Annotated in this window: 13 protein-coding genes and 1 tRNA gene; 10 read left to right on the top strand and 4 right to left on the bottom strand. The window is 37.8% G+C overall.

From position 1 onward, the window contains the following. Positions 1-40: 40 nt before the first annotated feature. From VF06_RS04860 to ftsH3, 3 genes are all read left to right on the top strand, one after another. Positions 41-460, top strand: coding sequence for a GNAT family N-acetyltransferase (locus tag VF06_RS04860; protein WP_244918220.1), 420 nt, complete (start codon positions 41-43; stop codon positions 458-460). Between the two features lie 11 nt (positions 461-471). Beyond that, the gene (locus tag VF06_RS04865) at positions 472-1,269 is read left to right on the top strand and encodes an aminotransferase class IV (protein WP_244918219.1); all 798 of its coding nucleotides are present in this window, start codon (positions 472-474) and stop codon (positions 1,267-1,269) included. 119 nt (positions 1,270-1,388) lie between these two features. After that, entirely contained in the window at positions 1,389-3,230 is a 1,842-nt protein-coding gene (gene ftsH3, locus VF06_RS04870; protein WP_099071302.1) for an ATP-dependent zinc metalloprotease FtsH3, read from the top strand. Positions 3,231-3,496: 266 nt separating this feature from the next. On the opposite strand, the gene VF06_RS42395 is transcribed toward ftsH3, so the two are convergent. Next, positions 3,497-4,507, bottom strand: coding sequence for an aromatic ring-hydroxylating dioxygenase subunit alpha (locus tag VF06_RS42395; RefSeq protein WP_099071303.1), 1,011 nt, complete (start codon positions 4,505-4,507; stop codon positions 3,497-3,499). A 312-nt stretch (positions 4,508-4,819) separates the two neighbouring features. Here VF06_RS42395 and VF06_RS04880 point away from each other — a divergent pair, with 312 nt between their 5' ends. The 4 genes from VF06_RS04880 to VF06_RS40325 all read left to right on the top strand — a co-directional run bounded on the left by VF06_RS04880 (position 4,820) and on the right by VF06_RS40325 (position 11,975). Next, positions 4,820-6,031, top strand: a complete 1,212-nt coding sequence (locus VF06_RS04880; RefSeq protein WP_099071304.1) for a calcium-binding protein — start codon at positions 4,820-4,822, stop codon at positions 6,029-6,031. Positions 6,032-6,221: 190 nt separating this feature from the next. After that, positions 6,222-7,661, top strand: a complete 1,440-nt coding sequence (locus tag VF06_RS04885) for a site-specific integrase (RefSeq protein WP_099071305.1) — start codon at positions 6,222-6,224, stop codon at positions 7,659-7,661. Positions 7,662-8,728: 1,067 nt separating this feature from the next. Then, a complete protein-coding gene (locus tag VF06_RS04895) occupies positions 8,729-9,883 on the top strand; it encodes a VapE domain-containing protein (RefSeq protein ID WP_099071306.1) in 1,155 nt (384 codons plus the stop codon). Between the two features lie 385 nt (positions 9,884-10,268). Further along, positions 10,269-11,975 carry a competence protein CoiA family protein gene (locus VF06_RS40325; RefSeq protein WP_180267542.1) on the top strand — a complete coding sequence of 569 codons (1,707 nt, stop codon included), beginning with the start codon at positions 10,269-10,271 and terminating at the stop codon, positions 11,973-11,975. A 933-nt stretch (positions 11,976-12,908) separates the two neighbouring features. On the opposite strand, the gene VF06_RS04905 is transcribed toward VF06_RS40325, so the two are convergent. The 3 genes from VF06_RS04905 to VF06_RS04915 form a co-directional block, all read right to left on the bottom strand. Next, a tRNA-Arg gene (locus VF06_RS04905) sits at positions 12,909-12,981 on the bottom strand. Positions 12,982-13,029: 48 nt separating this feature from the next. Beyond that, entirely contained in the window at positions 13,030-14,223 is a 1,194-nt protein-coding gene (locus VF06_RS04910; protein WP_099071307.1) for a murein hydrolase activator EnvC family protein, read from the bottom strand. 65 nt (positions 14,224-14,288) lie between these two features. Continuing rightward, a complete protein-coding gene (locus tag VF06_RS04915; RefSeq protein WP_099071308.1) occupies positions 14,289-14,609 on the bottom strand; it encodes an alpha/beta fold hydrolase in 321 nt (106 codons plus the stop codon). A 35-nt stretch (positions 14,610-14,644) separates the two neighbouring features. Here VF06_RS04915 and VF06_RS04920 point away from each other — a divergent pair, with 35 nt between their 5' ends. The 3 genes from VF06_RS04920 (at position 14,645) to VF06_RS04930 (ending at position 17,824) form a co-directional block, all read left to right on the top strand. After that, on the top strand, positions 14,645-15,148 hold the full coding sequence (locus tag VF06_RS04920; RefSeq protein ID WP_099071309.1) for an RICIN domain-containing protein: 504 nt from the start codon (positions 14,645-14,647) through the stop codon (positions 15,146-15,148). Positions 15,149-15,352: 204 nt separating this feature from the next. Next, positions 15,353-15,862, top strand: coding sequence for a hypothetical protein (locus VF06_RS04925; RefSeq protein WP_099071310.1), 510 nt, complete (start codon positions 15,353-15,355; stop codon positions 15,860-15,862). Positions 15,863-16,621: 759 nt separating this feature from the next. Then, positions 16,622-17,824 (top strand): ABC exporter membrane fusion protein, encoded by a 1,203-nt coding sequence (locus tag VF06_RS04930; protein ID WP_099073239.1) that lies wholly within the window; start codon positions 16,622-16,624, stop codon positions 17,822-17,824. Positions 17,825-17,878: the final 54 nt, after the last annotated feature.

The following is a 17,878-nucleotide window of genomic DNA, read 5'->3' on the forward strand; positions in this document are numbered from 1 at the left end:
TGATTAAAGAAAACGCGCAGTATTTTTAGGAGTAATAGCGGTGTCAATACAATTAGCAGAATCTGATATTCAAATACTAAGCTGTTTTCCTGTGATGTCTCAGTTGCGTCCTCACCTTGAGGAAGACAAGTTTATAGAACAAGTTAGATATCAGATGAAGGAAGGATACAAAATTGCATTTTTGGAGATAGACAAGGAAACTCTGGCTGTTGCTGGATTTCGTATTTTGACGTGTTTAGCGTCGGGTAAATTTTTATATATTGATGATTTAGTTGTTGATGAGTGGAAGCGGTCACAAAACTATGGTCAACAGTTATTTCAATGGCTAATTGAATATGCAACAAATAACCACTGTCAACAGCTAAGCCTTGATTCTGGTGTTCAACGATTTGCTGCTCATAGATTTTATCTCACGCAGCGTATGAGCATTACAGCTCATCACTTTTCAATAGAGTTGTAGTGACAAGCAAGATGAGTGTAAAAAATGACATTTTTTGGTATGACGGTAAATTAATTCACTCCCAAACTCTAGAATTAAACATTAACGATCCAGGTTTACTTTATGGAGCGACGATTTTTACAACTTTGCGAGTTTATGAGAATCTGGATAGTAATTTAACTAATTGGCAAGCACATTGCGATCGCCTCCTGTTCTCAATCCAATCTTTTGGTTGGCAACAACCCGACTGGCAGCGTGTCCGCCAAGGTGCCGAAGTTCTTCTTACACACTTCCCCGTTCTCAGAATTACCCTCTTTCCCGATGGACGAGAGTGGATAATTGGCAGATTCTTAACGCCAGATTTGACAGAAAAACAAAAAAATGGTATCGCGTGCTGCATTGCCAATTCAGAATTTTCTCGTTCTCTGCCTTCTCATAAAACTGGAAATTATCTGAGTGCTTGGTTAGCAAAAACTAGCTCAAATGGCCAAGAAGCAATATTAGTAGATGCCCAAGGAAATTGGCTAGAAACCAGCACAGGTAACCTCTGGGGATGGTGGAATGGTAGTTGGTGGACGCCGCCAATAAACGCCGGGATTTTGCCGGGAATAATGCGATCGCAACTTATAAATTATTTGCAAAGTCAGCAACAGCCAATACAGCAAGAACCTTGGAATGTAGAGCTAGTCAAGAAATTTGAAGCGATCGCCTACACTAATAGCGTGGTAGAGATTATCCCCATTCATACCGTTCATCAGCCTACAGGATCGTTACAATATAATCCACACCATCCCAGTTTTCAGGAAATAAGGGGGCTTTTTTTAGCATGACAGCCACGCCATTCTGTTATATCTTAAGATAAGTTAACATAATTCTTAATAATGACCTCTCCGCTTACAGACAGCACTCGCTACGCGATGGCGCAAAAAATACAGGAGGATAGACCTTAGTGAATAAAAGATGGAGAAACGCAGGGCTGTACGCGCTGCTGTTTATTGTTGTAATTGCCCTGGGAACAGCATTTTTTGACAAACAACCCCAAAGCAGAGAGACATGGCGCTACAGCCGCTTTATTCAAGAAGTTGAACAAGGCAGAGTAGAAAAAGTCAGTCTGAGTGCAGACCGTTCTACAGCATTGGTTACACCCAAATACGACCCAAATAAACGGCTCGTAACCTTGGTCAACGACCCAGATTTAATCAATACTTTGACATCAAAAGGCGTTGATATTTCAGTATTGCCCCAAACCGACGAAGGATTTTGGTTTAAGGCACTGAGCAGCTTATTTTTCCCTGTATTGCTTTTGGTTGGCTTATTCTTCTTGCTACGTCGCGCTCAAAGTGGCCCTGGTAGCCAAGCCATGAACTTTGGCAAATCCAAAGCCAGAGTACAAATGGAACCCCAAACACAGGTAACATTTGGTGATGTAGCTGGTATCGACCAAGCCAAGTTGGAATTAAACGAAGTCGTAGACTTTTTGAAAAACGCCGATCGCTTTACCGCCGTTGGTGCAAAAATTCCTAAAGGCGTGCTTTTAGTTGGCCCTCCTGGTACAGGTAAAACCCTCCTGGCTCGTGCCGTAGCTGGTGAAGCGGGCGTGCCTTTCTTCTCAATCTCCGGTTCAGAATTCGTGGAAATGTTCGTGGGTGTCGGTGCGTCCCGCGTCCGCGATTTATTTGAACAAGCTAAATCTAACGCTCCCTGTATCGTCTTCATCGATGAAATTGACGCCGTTGGTCGTCAACGGGGTGCAGGTTTAGGTGGTGGTAACGATGAACGGGAACAAACCCTCAACCAGTTGCTCACAGAAATGGACGGCTTTGAAGGCAACACCGGCATCATTATTATCGCTGCTACTAACCGTCCTGATGTTCTCGATGCGGCACTGTTGCGTCCTGGTCGTTTTGACCGTCAAGTGGTAGTAGACCGTCCCGATTATTCTGGACGTAGCGAAATCCTCAAGGTACACGCCCGTGGTAAGACCTTGGCGAAAGATGTGGACTTAGATAAAATCGCCCGTCGTACCCCTGGATTTACCGGCGCAGATTTATCTAACTTGTTAAACGAAGCCGCAATTTTAGCAGCACGGCGGAATTTAACTGAGATTTCAATGGATGAAATCAACGATGCGATCGACCGCGTATTAGCTGGCCCAGAGAAGAAAGACCGGGTAATGAGCGAAAAGCGCAAAACCTTAGTAGCATATCACGAAGCTGGTCACGCCTTAGTTGGTGCTTTGATGCCCGACTACGACCCAGTACAAAAAATTAGCATTATCCCTCGCGGTCGTGCAGGTGGTTTAACTTGGTTTACTCCCAGCGAAGACCGTATGGACACTGGTTTATACAGCCGCGCTTATCTAGAAAATCAGATGGCTGTGGCTTTGGGTGGACGCATCGCTGAAGAATTAATCTTTGGTGAAGAAGAAGTCACCACAGGTGCTTCCAACGACTTGCAACAAGTAGCCCGCGTTGCGCGTCAAATGATTACCAGATTTGGTATGAGTGATAAACTCGGCCCAGTGGCTCTTGGTCGCCAACAAGGTAACATGTTCCTGGGACGCGATATCATGTCAGAGCGTGATTTCTCAGAAGAAACCGCCGCTGCTATTGATGAAGAAGTCCGCAAACTTGTGGATGTCGCTTATAGCCGTGCTAAAGAAGTGTTAGTCGGCAACCGCCACATTCTAGATCAATTAGCGCAAATGCTGGTTGATAAAGAAACAGTAGATGCCGAAGAATTGCAAGAAATTCTGGCAAATAACGATGTGAAGACTGCTGCGTTTGCTTAATTAATTAGAACGTATAAATTAGGAGTTAAGAATAATTCCTGACTTCTAAGTTTAAAAAATCGGGGTAATTCTGAGATTTTTCAGAGTTACCCTGTTTTTTTAACAAGCTTTGAGTAAAATCCTGGCGAATTGAGGGTTGAAATTTAAACATTAAACGCAAAGGAGCGCAGAGGTAAGCGCAAAGGGACGCAGAGAATTCGCTATGTGAAATGTTGTACTGAGTTAACGTGAGCTTCTAAGAAACTTTTAAGCCTCTTGCCTCTTGCCTATTGCCTATTGCCTCTTGCCTCTTGCCTGCTAGAAATTGTACCGAAAGTAACACCCTGTTGTTTGAGCCACTTACGATATGCAATAGAATAGCGATCGCTCGGTAAATGCACTTCTGCTTGCAAATCCAAAGGTAAGCGTCGTGGTTGCTGGGATTCAACAATGGCAATATCTTGACTAGCAACTTGATTTTGAATGTCTAGATAGATTTCCACAGGAACTTCACGGGCGCTGTTGACCATTAACCAATATTGCGCCACGCACTCATCTTCATCAATTGGTGTAATTGTATAAAAGACATTTAAACGACGCTCTCCAGGGCCGAGTTTAAAGTATGCAACTAGCGGACGGAAGATGCGGTAATCGTAAGTGTTGAAAATCAGTGGTGCTTGGTGAGGATTACCGGAATTAAAATCTAGTTCCCACAAACCACATTTGAAACTAATGCCATCTGGAAGGAATTCTAATTCATAGTGCGTTAACTCAGGACGACTAGCATGGGCAAATAATCCCGAATGCATAATTGGGAAGTGTGCCGGATCGATGAAATTTTCCAGCGCCCGCAGTGGACTAGAGTGATAATGGTAGGGGCCGCAAAAAATCTTGCGATAGCCAGGATCGTCCCATTCAGAAAACGGGGCTATGTCTTGTTTTGGTGTCCCTAAACAAACCCACAGCAGATCGTAACGCTCTTGAACTTGGTAAGTTTTAACACAAGCTTGTGCCGGGGGCGATTGGTCTGGATTAGCCGGAATTAGCATACATTTCCCTTCGCTGTTAAAGGCTAATCCGTGGTAAGGACAAATAAGGGTATCTTTATTGACATATCCCAGAGAAAGACGAGCGCCACGATGAGGGCAAAGGTCTTGCCAAGCTAAGACTTTCTCGCCATTATGCCAGAGGACTAGATCTAAGCCTAATAAGCGTTTATGCAGGACTGTTCCTGGTTGGAGGTCTTGCGATCGGGCTATTACATGCCAATCATTCAGCAAAATCTGGTCTTGCACCATGAGTATCAACACCCATCAGGTCAAATACCTATATCTTAATCATCCTCTGGAAAAGCCATCAAAGCACTTTTAGGATTTGTTAACAGGTTTTCAGAGGTTTAACTAAGCATATCAAGTAGCTAAGTACAGCATTGATGATTGATTTTAGCTTGTCAACTGAAATACCACGTAGTTTTTATTAACTTTTGTCTAAGTTTTTGTAAATCAGGTAGAGTCCTCTTGTAACTAATTTCAGTAGTATCTGATACAACTTTCAAAGAAATATTAGATATAAGAGTTTTCTTTTATTGAAATTTAGCGTGAGTAACTGCTATGGCAACTATTAATGGTACTTCTGGAAACGATATTTTGTCCGGCGATATCAATTTCTTTCCAGAAAATGACCGAATAAATGGGTTCGATGGTGACGATCAACTGTCGGGGGGAAGTGGTAATGACACCATTGATGCTGGTGCAGGAAATGATTATATACAAGGAGGAGCTGACAACGACTCCTTACTTGGTGGTTCTGGAATCGATTATATAGATGGTGGTGGCGGGAATGACACCCTCAACGGTGGGACAGGAAATGACTTTTTAATTGGCAACTTTGGTAATGACTTCTATGTAGTTGATAGTACTGGTGACAGCATCACTGAGTACAGTGCTGAAGATGGCACAGATACAGTTCTATCTTCTGTAAGCTGGACACTGGGTAATTTTCTAGAAAATCTTACTTTAACAGGCACAGCATCAATTAATGGTACAGGTAACAGTCTTAACAATATTATTAACGGTAATAGCGGTAACAACGGTCTGACAGGTGGAGACGGCAACGACACTTTAAACGGTGGTGGAGGCAAAGACACCCTCATTGGTGGTGCGGGAAATGATACCTACATTATTGATAGTACTACTGATACATTAGTAGAATTTTCCAATGGGGGTATAGATACAGTTAGGTCTTCTGTTAGCTATACACTGAGCAATTTCTTTGATAATTTGATTCTCACAGGAAGTAACGCAATCAACGGCACTGGGAATGGTGGAAATAATGTAATTACAGGCAATAATGCCAATAATGTCCTCAATGGTAGCAGTGGCAACGATACAGTCAGTGGTTTGTCCGGTAATGATACTTTAATTGGGGGATCGGGAAATGACGTACTCATAGGAGGAGGCGGCAACGATACTTTTAAATATGCTACTGGTAGTGCTTTTAGCAATGCCACAATTGGTAAAGATACAATCAGTGATTTCCACAAAACAAGTGGCGACACCGATCGCATCGCATTAAGCAAAAAAACTTTTACTGCCCTCACTAGTAATGTAGGTGTTGGCTTTAGTAAGTCCACTGAGTTTGCTGTTGTTGCTAATGACGCGGCTGCTGCCACCAGTAAAGCTTTCATAGTCTACAGCCAGGGAACAGGAAATCTGTTCTATAACCAAAACGGATCTTCATCTGGTTTCGGAACAGGAGCTGCCTTTGCCACCTTGACAAACAATCCTCTCCTAACAGCCGCTAACTTTATTATTGAGGCTTAACTTATAGGACTTACTCATCTTGCTGGTTCTGTTGCTGTTATTTACAGCAACAAACAATGTGGTAATCGATACATTAAACGAGCGCGGAGGGATTTGAACCCCCGACCCACAGAACCGGAATCTGGTTAAGAACGATATAGCTAGCATTTTATCAGTTTTCTCCCACTTCACTAACGAAGTCGAGAGAAAGATGAGAGAAAAAAACAAGCAAGTCACACCAAGCGATGTAGCCAATCATCTGATAGGTTATGAGCGTTTGCTAGATTTCTTTAAAGAAGCACAAAACCAAACACCTAAAGGGATAGGAATCAAAAAAGACAGTAAAGCTAGTGGTACTTATATCCTGCTACAATTCAAACTCGGTGATAAGCGTGTAGCTAAAGCGTGTAATTGTGCTTTTACGATGGATGGGATAGCTAACGCACTCAGGAAAGCTAAACAAGTTAGTGAAGCATTAAAGAAGTTTAGCAGTGAGACAGAGTTTTTAGCTTGGTACGATGAACAGATATTAGAAAAAAACCAAGTCAAGAATGACCTGATTACATTCAGTGAAGCTATCAGGCTAGTAGAAGACAATTACTGGAATAGTTATACCAAGAAACGCCAACAGCGAGATAGAAACAACCCTAGCCATCAATCATGCTGGTATGAAGTTTACTATTGTTTCTACAAAGAACTACCATTAAATAACAGCGTCAATATTACCGATATGATGAATATAATTAATACCAAAGTTAAGGGTAGTAAACGCTTTAAAGATTGTGTTTCTGCAATGAAAAAACTTTGTGAAGTGACAGAAAATAATAAGCTACGGGATGAGTTAGGCAAATTAGACATAGCACAAACTAAGTTTAAACAAAATCTCCAAAGCATCTCATTAGAAGATTTTTTTGAATTAAGAGAAGAAATTTTGAATGTTCCAGAGAATGATGCACGTAGTAATATTGATACACGTAAATCATGGTTGTTCGTGTTTTCAATGCAGGTAGTGTATGGATTGAGAATTAGTGAGGTATTTGCAATTCAGAACATTGACAAAGATTTTAGAACAAAAGATGGTGTAATAATACCAGCTTTGCAAAAAGCTAACAATAAAGAAATGATTGCAGTTGTAGGAAGTGAGACAATACTAGGCACTACTACTAAAACTGGTTATCGTTTAGCTGTTCCGTTAGTTCCACCTACCTATCCTGATTTGATTGATAAGTTAGAGATTAAATCAGGTGAGTTGCCAGTCTTTCATTTAAACTCACAAAATCCAAACTCAATTAGAGCATACATCAGTCAAAGAGCTTACAGAGTATTAACCAGATGGGCTAAAAACTCTAAGTTCACTCAAACTCATGCTTTGCGTCACCTAGCTAACCTGAACGGTATGATGGCTGGTGTACCGTTAGAAAAAAGAGCTATGTCATTAGGTCACTCTCCAGCAATGAATGACACAGTGTACAAAAAACGTCAAACAACTAAGACAACACTGGATTTACTTACACAGTCTACTAATCAAGCTATTCCATTACAGTCAGCAGTTGCGATCGCTCAACAGTTAGGATGTACTGATGAGAAATCAATTAAGTTACTAGCTGCTATCTACAATGTTTCTGAAGATGAGATAGCAAAGACTATGTAGGCTCAATCAGACACATTCAAGTACCTGAGTTTTAATACCATTTATAATACAAGCAATAACTAAGGATAGTAAACACACAATACTATCCTTTTTTCTTACCTCATGTAACAGCTAATAGTTATTTTATCTAACAATACTCTAAACATTAACTAAGTTAAACAGATAATTGCATTTACCTTATTTGCAATAGTTTAATCAGTAATAGATATGATAGGTATTTTAAGTAATACTTCATAGAATTATCCTGAATAAACTTAACTTCACTATGATGATATCTACAGTTAAGCTAACTAATATATTTACTTTTACTTGAAGTAAGAGGTCTACAAATACTTAATCTAATTCCATAAAAAATTTTAATTAGATTAAGAATAAACTAAATAAATAGCATAAACTAATTTATTTGTCTTATTTATTACTATACATAATAAGTTGCATGAAGTAAGAAAAATATGGTTAATGTTACTAAAATAGCTACCTTAATTGCGCTAAAAATCATCAAATAATACTGATAAATTAAATATCAAAAGATATTATATAAAATGATAAAAATGTAATAAATTATTTTTTTAAATTAGGTAAAAACCGATTTTTTGCGTATACAATAAATATGAAATGAGGATTAAAAACCTCATAGAACCTCGAAAACCGAATATCTAAGACGCTCTGAGGTAACAGAGGCATCGACTAGTCAAGGATGCCAACGGTAGGTAAAAAACGGGCTGAGGATATTCTGCATAGTACCTAATCACACATTCTGAGGAAGTCTGTTTAGGTCGTATTCATTCAAATTAATTATTAACCATAATAACAATGCCAAAAATCACAGATAAACCTCTAAACAATATAATTAGTACTCGATTAAATAATAAAGATTATGAGCAGTTAGTCAATACAGCAAAACTCCATAAGCTGACAATTACAAGTTTAATACGGAAGTTAGTTGTAGAATGCCTTAATCAAAACTATCTATTTGATAAATTATCTAATTAAATTAAAAACACTAGATTTAGCCGCCTAATGCTTTTAATTACTCTGAACAATTATTTTATTTTTATATCTTAATTATGACTAATTATAACTTAATTAAAGAAATTATAGAACAGCACTTTATCTCTAGATTAAGCTGGCATAAAACTAATCAAGATGTCTATTTAGATGAAAAATTATTTGATATTGCTAAATTCCGCGCTGAAGTTGCAAAAGAACATAATGTAGTCTTAGCTAATGATAAATACATTTATGAGCTAACCTATCTTTCGAGTCTTAATAATCCCTTCTCTCCCATAGAAGATTATTTAAATCAATCTTTTTCTAACTATCAAGATACAAACTATAAGGACTTATTCAGATACATCAATGAACAGGTTTTGCATATCGACCCTGATTCAATTGAGGCATTATACTTACCTAAGACTTTAGTAGCGGCAGTCAAAAGGATATATGAACCTGGATGTCAACATGATTCTGTGTTGATACTTAACAGTGAAAAGCAAGGATTATACAAAACCTCTTTCTTTAGAGAATTAGCTAGTACAGATTGGTTTCAAACCATAAATTTTGCTAGTTATAACAAAGATGAATTGATGGTGTGTCATAGTAAATGGATTCTTGAATTAGGGGAATGTGAAGAGACTATTAAACCTTATGCTATGTCTAGACTTAAAGCATTTATTACTAAAACATCAGATTCATTTAGAAAACCTTATGCTCCAACTAATGTTACGCTACAAAGACAATTTATTCTTGTAGGTACTACTAATAAAGATAAGATTTTACACGATCCTACTGGTAATAGAAGATTTTGGATTATTGAAATTAATCAAAAAATAGATATTGATTGGATTAAACAAAATAGAGATTTAGTTTGGGCAGCAGCAGTATTAGCATATAAAGATAGTTATCTTACTTATTTGAATGAAACTGAACAAGAATTAAGTAATTCTATTAACTCTAGCAAGTATAAAGTTGAAGATATGTGGACAGATATAGTAACTAATTGGGTGTTAGCTCAAACAACACCTTTTACTCTATCTGATATTCTAACTATGGCTCTCAAGAAAGAACCTAAAAGCTGGAAACGTTCAGATGAAAATAGAGTAAGTGAGATACTACAATCATTAAGGTTTGAAAAACCTAAGAATACTACTAGGGTTAACGGTAAGGTGGGTAAATATTATTATCCAATTATCAATAATACCTTAGATAAAGTAGCCAGCTAATAATTCAGTTACACTTAGTTACAGGTTGAGACTCTTATTATATAAGGGTTTCAGCCTTTTTGTAACTATGTAACCATGTAACCAATAATTTATAAACTTTTTCTTCAATATCTGTACTGACTCTTTATTCATCCACATCTACTAAAGAGTTTAATAAAAGTTAGTTACATCAGTTACAGTTACACATTAATCTGAAACCTAATTATTGCAAGGTTTTCAGTCATTATTATAATTCTAGTCAATTACATTATAGTTACATCAGTTACAAGCATAAAAAAGAAATACGCTGAAAAGCTTAAGTATAATAAGCAACTCTAATCAGGCATATTCTAAGTATTAACAGTTATTCTCATAATAATGAGGGTAGTATGAGCATCAATTGAATATGGAATATGCAATCTCAATATATAAAGGTGGCAAAAGAGTTTATGCAAAGGACTGTAATTTTGTTTCTTACTCAGAAGAAGGTTTAATTTGTCCTATTTGTAAACAAGAAGTTTATTTAAGAAAGGGTAATATTAGAGAACCCTATTTTGCTCATTTTCATGCCACTAGCTCTAGAGAAGTTGAAGAATGTGAACTGAGAGTATCAGCCGATGGTAATAGTACAGAAACAAGTAGTTTGATTGAAAATAGGGGACAAAGATTAGAGATATTTCAACAGCACTTTTTAAGTTTAATTTATGTTGAAAATTCAAAAATTATTGAGGATGCAAAATTTAATAACTGGATTAATTCAAGAAAAGATGAAAGCGATCAAATAATTAATCACATTATTATAAAATGTATTGATTATTTTTTAGAAAATCGGCAATCAATGGAAGCCAAGTATATTACTCATAAAACTAAAATCAAAGATAAACGAATTTTGCTGCAACAAGAAGTATCTTTAGAAGTAATGAGCTATTTGTGCGAAAACGTAAAATTTAATTACAATTTGCGATATCTATTGTTTTACAGTATGTATCAAATTTATCAATATGAAGAATACAAATTAATTCGACAAAATCTGAAAACACAAGACATAGAAAAAATTTGTCAATACACAGTAAGAATTATTATGCGTAATTCTTGGATATTAGCATTTAAAAATACTAAAATTAATGAGGTTAATTACAAAAGACAACATAATATTATCAAAATTAATAAAGTTGATATTAAGTTAGATAAAGCAGACATTAACGATCGCCCTAAACCTACTACAACTAATCGCATTAACACTGGTTTATTAGGTAATTGGAGTCAGCCATTTTTCTTACAACTTGAACCGGGTCAATACTTATCAGATAAACTCGGTACTGAACCTATACAGTGTCAAGTAGCTATGGAACAACAATTGCTAGTACTTTACACATTAGACAAGAATTACACACGTTCAGAAGCAGTTAAAGCAGGTCATCGTCATAAATCATTCAATGCTAACCTAACTCAACAACGTACTAAGCTACTCACTATTGGTACTATTGAATTAACTGAAATACCACTGTTTAAATGGTCAGCAACAGAACCACAATACGAACATATAGTCAAGTATCTAAATAAGAGTACTGTGTTACCTGAGTCAATACAGAAGCAGTATAGAGGACTTATTCTTACCAACGAAACATTATCAATTGGAGATAGAATTCTGTGTAAGAAAAATAAGATAGGTAATAAAGTACTGGTTAAATCGTATCTTGATGCAAAATATTGTGAAAATCACAATCAACCTAAACAGGAGTGTATATGGCTCGATCAATTACGCAATGACATAACAAAAAAGATGTTACAAGCTAACTATAAAGAAGTTAAACAGAAAGTTGAGAATTACATAGTTAACAATTCAGATAAGCAAATACACATAGCAACACACAAGATTAAAAAACTAACACAAACGGTTAGGTCTATTATCCGTCATCATCAACCTAGTGCTAGTGATTCAGATATAGGTAGATTAGCTATGTTAATTACAGAATACTTGATTACTAAACTCAATCTGAATAAAGAGCAAGCAATGGATGTATTAATGTCAATGAAAAAAGATGTTAAACAGTACACTAAGCTACGTGATTTAGTGATAACTGAACACAACACGCTAGGTCATTTGAAATAAACAGTAACACCGAGTGCTGTATTCTATAGATAAGATGAGTTATTGTTTCTAATTATCTTATATCTTAAGCTAATAAGTTAACTATGATATTTATGTTAGGTTAACTACAATAATGAAAATAGGTTATTGCAGTTATAAATATATAAATTAATGCGTATATGATATATATGATATTTGTCTTAATAAACTATATTTTATTTGGCTTAATGTACTCGCGGCTCAATACGATTAATTATTTATAATTAAGTTAAGTAACTTAAGTGATGTTACTTCAGTTAATAACGTAATTCTCTAATTTTTTTATACCGCTAAAATTAAAATGAATATTATTTAGTAAATAGCTTGGGCAAATATACTGAAAAATCTTATCCACAGTTTTTTAATAAAAAAAAGATGTTTCTAAAATCTTTCAATGCTTTGACATGATTATCTGCAAAACACCAATATATCCCTCTGTAATCGATAATTTGAGGTTTAATTGGTTAATTGGTATGAAACTAAAGACAGAGAGATTACAGGCGAAAATAGCGTGAGTATTTATGTACTTGCTAACGATAAAACTGGGAAATGTTTGTTTCTTACGTTTCCATTATTGAATGATTAGCTTTGATAGCATTTAAGCTTTACTACCTAGCTCTACAATTCTCCATAACAAGCGACATAAGACTTAAGCTTGCATTCTACCTGAGACTGAAAATAGAGGCATTATAGGCGAAAATAGCTAAATCCCTAATCTGCTAGAAATCTGTAACGTTATCAGATAGGCTATTAGATTTTTTATAATATTTAATTATCAATACAGATGTAAATGATAAGTTTATCTCAAGCCAACTATTCACCCCTATTTGCTTGTTTTGGGGATACATTGGATTGAGTGAGAGAAAACTGCGAGAAAATGACCTCTCGATTTTGTGGTTAGTCTTGTAATTTCAACGAGCGCGGAGGGATTTGAACCCCCGACCCACAGAACCGGAATCTGTTGCTCTATCCACTGAGCCACGCGCCCTTAGTCTCCTGCATTATAGCACAAATGTAATCCCATTGACTTTTGTATTTAAAGATAATCGGCTGGATTTACGGGCGAACCATGACGACGTACTTCAAAGTGGAGGTGTGGCCCAGTGGATAAACCCGTGGAACCAACAGCGGCGATCGCTTGTCCTCGTTGCACGGATTGTCCTTCGGTAACATACAACTCGCTTGTATGTCCGTAGAGTGTAGTTATGCCTTTACCGTGGTCGATGATTACAGCTCTACCATAACCACCATACCAGCCAGCAAAAATGACTGTTCCTGAATCGGCTGCCCGAATTGTACTACCATAGCTGGCGGCAAAATCCATCCCTGCATGAAAGCGACGATAGCCGAGAACTGGGTGCATCCGCCAGCCAAAGGGACTGCTAGTGGGAGCATCGCTAGGATAAGCAAAAATTCCTGTTCCCTCAATGATAATGCTTGTGCGGCTGTTAGTTTTTGCTTGCGCGGCTGCTTGTGTTACCTTTTGTTGAATTAAAACTTCCAAATATTTGGATTCTCTTTCTAGCTGATTTTGCGCCGCTTCCAAGGCGAGGCGATCGCTGTTGAGGCGTTGAATTAATTCTGATTGTGATTGCGCTTGGGTTTGATAATCAGCTTTTTGTGCTAATAGCTGTTCGCGTATCAAAGCAATTTGGTTTTTTTGCTCCTCTACTTGGGTTTTTTGCTGATTTATCAATTTTGCTTGGGCGTTGAGTTTGACTAAAATTTGTTGGTCTGCTTGATAAACTAACTTCAGCTGATGACGACGGGTAATAAAGTCGCTGATACTTTGACTTTGCAGCAAAACAGCCCATCCTTGACTAGCTGGCGATCGCTGGAGATAGCGCAATCGTGCTACTGTTGCTACTTGACTAGTTTCATAGGAACGTTGAGCTATGGCTAAATCATTTTCTAAGTGTTGCAAACCAAGGTTTGCCTGTTGCAATCGCAATTCGCTTTCTTGAATATAACTATCAGTGGTTTTGAGATTTTGCTTTAAACCAGTCAGGTGTTGTTGCGCCTGTTGCTGAAGATTTGTTAAGCGATCGCGTTCGTTAACTACACTCTGATGCTGCTGGTTCATTTGTTGCTGTTGTTGCCGTAACATATCAATAGACTGTGTAGAGTTGGCGCTTACTGGAATTAAAGCCAAACAAACCCAACAAATACAGGCGAATACAACAGATAAATGCCAAAAAATCTGCTTTTTTTCTATAAATAGCGCTCTCATAGTGTGAGACTAACCAAAACGATGCTTTCATACACTATGAGGATTATTCCCAAAATCTGATTAATTCACTCTACTAGGCAATGGTTAATCAATATTGAGGCCAAGTCATGGGGACGAGATAAATGTGGACAATGTCCACCAGGGAGTTCTATGGCTTCAATTCCCAACCGCTTGCGTGCAGCATAACGCGACCATGCAGGAGAAATTATCAGGTCATCAGTACAAAAAATATATTTACAATCTACATTTGGTAAAGCCTGCAAAGGATTGGCTTCAAAAATATATGCCATTGATTGCTGCAAACGTCTTTTTGATAGCGCCCAACGCATAATATCTAGTTGACAATCTTGATAAAAAACTTCCATCAATACAGCTTCATCGAACATAATCTTAGTTAGCGATCGGCAGGGGTATTCACATTATGAAAAGTGCCATAGTCAGTTTGTTTGTGATTGGCACATTAGGTGCAACACTAACATCAATGGTCTCTGCAAGCCTTACGGAGCAACGGTACTACATACAAGCTAAGCATAGCGGCAAGTGTGTACACCAGCATGGGGGAATTAGAAACATCGGAGGACTTGTCACACAATGGGAGTGCATCAATCAACCAAACGTTCAATTAACACGGGGATGGGCAGAAAATGGTTATTTTGTTCTTCGTTTTAAACATAGCGACCTCTGCTTGACCGTGAAAAATGGATTGTCAGCAAATGGTACTGATATCATCCAATCGACTTGTACAGGATCATCTTCTCAAAAGTGGCGTGAAGTTCGTGTTGATGGATCGTATGTAAAGATTCAGTCTGCAATCGGCTCATGCTTACACCAACACGGAGGCATTATGGACAATGGCGGTAGAATCACCCTATGGGAGTGCGTCGATCAACCGAATGTCATGTGGAAAATTATTCGAGCCAACTGAATCAGTAATACAAGCATATTTAACCTAATGTCAAGTGGAAGATAAATAGGTTACTTATCAGGTTTTATGTGAAAAATCAGGATGCATTGCATAAAACCAAAAAATCAATCATATAAACCAACATAAAGCCATTGACACAGAATTGAAAGACCCAATTCACACTATGAATAAACACTCACTGCTACAAAATATTGGAGATATTCCATGTCATTAATAAAATTATGTATTTCACCAACCTTGATTGCAACTTTGACATGTAGCATATTAGCTAGCTTTACAGCCATAGCGAATGCTCAACCAACGCACACTATACAGTTAGCTCAAAAATATCCAACAATTCAAAGAGTTCAAAAGACTGTCACAATTCAGGGAAATATAGTGAAAGGAAATCCCACAATTGAGAATATTTTTTGCGAGCGAATTAATGTAAGTCTGACAGAGTTTATTCCCACTGAACCTAAACCGGGTCAATTTAATGTTCCTACACAGCGATCTGTAGTTCAACCAATTGCAGCTACAGGAAATCATCTCGGTGAAGGTTGTACTTATAGTCTACCATTACATTACTTGCCCAAGATTAGACCTTATGGAGAAAGCACTTTTAAAATTCGTGCTGATTCTATTGATGGAATAGTTGGTGAGCAATCACTAAGCTATCCATTTCCTAACAATATCGACATACCACTATTTCCACCGCCACCTCCTCCTCGATAAGGCACTTACCAGTAAATAAATCCCCAGCCTTATTAAAACGAATAACCGACTACGCCCACTCAAAACCACGTTCGCGTAGCGTCTCCAAAGGAGAAGGCTGGGGATTTATTTTTATGGATCTCCCTAATTAGAAAACACGCACTACACACATCATTCAAAGCTTATCATGAGCTAGCAATTTCAGACTGCCAAGTAACAAATAAAGATATTTTTTACTTGTAATACCAATTCTCTATGAAAATGCGCCTAATTATTTTGGAATGTAGTCAATTAACCTCAGCGCCCCTTTGCGCTAACCTCGGCGTACCTTTGCGTTAAAAAATCTAATATTTAGCGCAGCCTCCTAAAGAAACGGTATAAGTTCCTAATAGCGATAATATATTAATATATTTTGGCTAAATTAGACATTTTAAAAATATAAAATAAGATTTTTGTATTGTCACAAGCAGAGTTGTCTCTGAACTAATTTACATCTGATTGTTGGCACTGTTACAACCCGTAATTTCAAAAACGTTTACTATGCCATAAGTCCTTTCATAAAACAAAAGTGGTTCAGTAGTAACACAAAGCTCTATTCAGCAGAGAGTTTTGTTGTTGTCATATCTGGTTAAATCACGTTATCTAAGTAAAATCTCAAAAACTTCCAATTTTATTCAGGACTTTGTACCGAACAATTAACAATTCTAAATTCTGATTTTTCAAATGTAACTTCTTCAATTTGTTATTTTTTCTGCGCCACTAGTTAAGAGGTAATCTATGGTGCGAAATTCAAAGTTAGGGTACACAACGTCCCCTAAATCTATTCTGCGCCCATCCGTTGCTATAAGTATAATTGCATCTTTATTGGTTAGCGGAATTAGTTTTTATACAGTAAAACTCTGGCAAAATTCTGTCACTCAAGAATCACCAGTGCCAGCAAAACAATTGCCACAGTTAAAAACGGTAACAGCCTTAGGAAGAATCGAACCACAGGGTGAAGTAATTAAATTATCTGCTGCGGTGTCTGCGGAAGCAAGCCGAGTAGAAAAGTTGTTAGTCAAGGAGGGCGATAGTGTAAAAGCAGGACAAGTAATTGCGATTTTGAGCAGTTACGATCGCCTGCAAGCAGCATTAAAAGAAGCGCAAGAACAAGTCAAAGTCGCCCAAGCCAACCTCAACCGTATCCAAGCAGGTGCCAAACGCGGTGAAATTATCGCCCAAAAAGCAGCGATCGCCAGACTCAAAGCAGAACGCCTTGGCGATATTGATACCCAAGCAGCCACAATTGACAAATTCCAAGCACAACTGCAAAACGCCCAAGCAGAAAACCAACGCTACGAGCAACTATATCAACAAGGAGCAATTTCCGCTTCTCAACGAGACAGCAAGCGTTTAAATTTGGAAACAGCCCAAAAAAACTTGCAACAAGCCCAAGCACAGTTAAATCGCACTCAATGGACTAGCCAGCAACAAATCCAAGAAGCCACAGCAACACTAGACCGCATCAGTGAAGTCCGGGGAGTAGATGTAGCAGCAGCCCAAGCAGAAGTCAATCGTGCCCAAGCAGCCATGAATCTAGCACAAGTTAACCTCAAACAAGCCGAAGTGCGATCGCCCCAAAACGGACAGATATTCAAAATCCACACTCATCCAGGCGAATTAGTATCAAATGATGGCATTGCCGATATCGGACAAACCAGCCAAATGTATGTCATCGCTGAAGTTTACGAAAGTGATATTGCCAAAGTGCATCCAGGGCAAAAAGTAAAAATCTTCGGCTATTTTCTATCTATAGAACTCCAAGGAATCGTACATCGCAAAGGCTTGCAAGTGCAAAGGCAAAATGTCATTGACACCGATCCTGCCAACAATATCGACAGCAGAGTAGTGGAAGTCCAAATCCGACTAGATAAAGCCTCCAGTCAAAAAGCCGCCAACCTAAGCAATATGCAAGTTAAAACAGTAATTGAAATTAGTCATTAGTCATTAGTCATTTCTTCCCCTGCTTCCTCATCTCCCCCATCTCCCCATCCCCCC

It is taken from the genome of Nostoc linckia z4 (assembly GCF_002608075.1).
Classification (GTDB): Bacteria; Cyanobacteriota; Cyanobacteriia; order Cyanobacteriales; family Nostocaceae; genus Nostoc; species Nostoc linckia.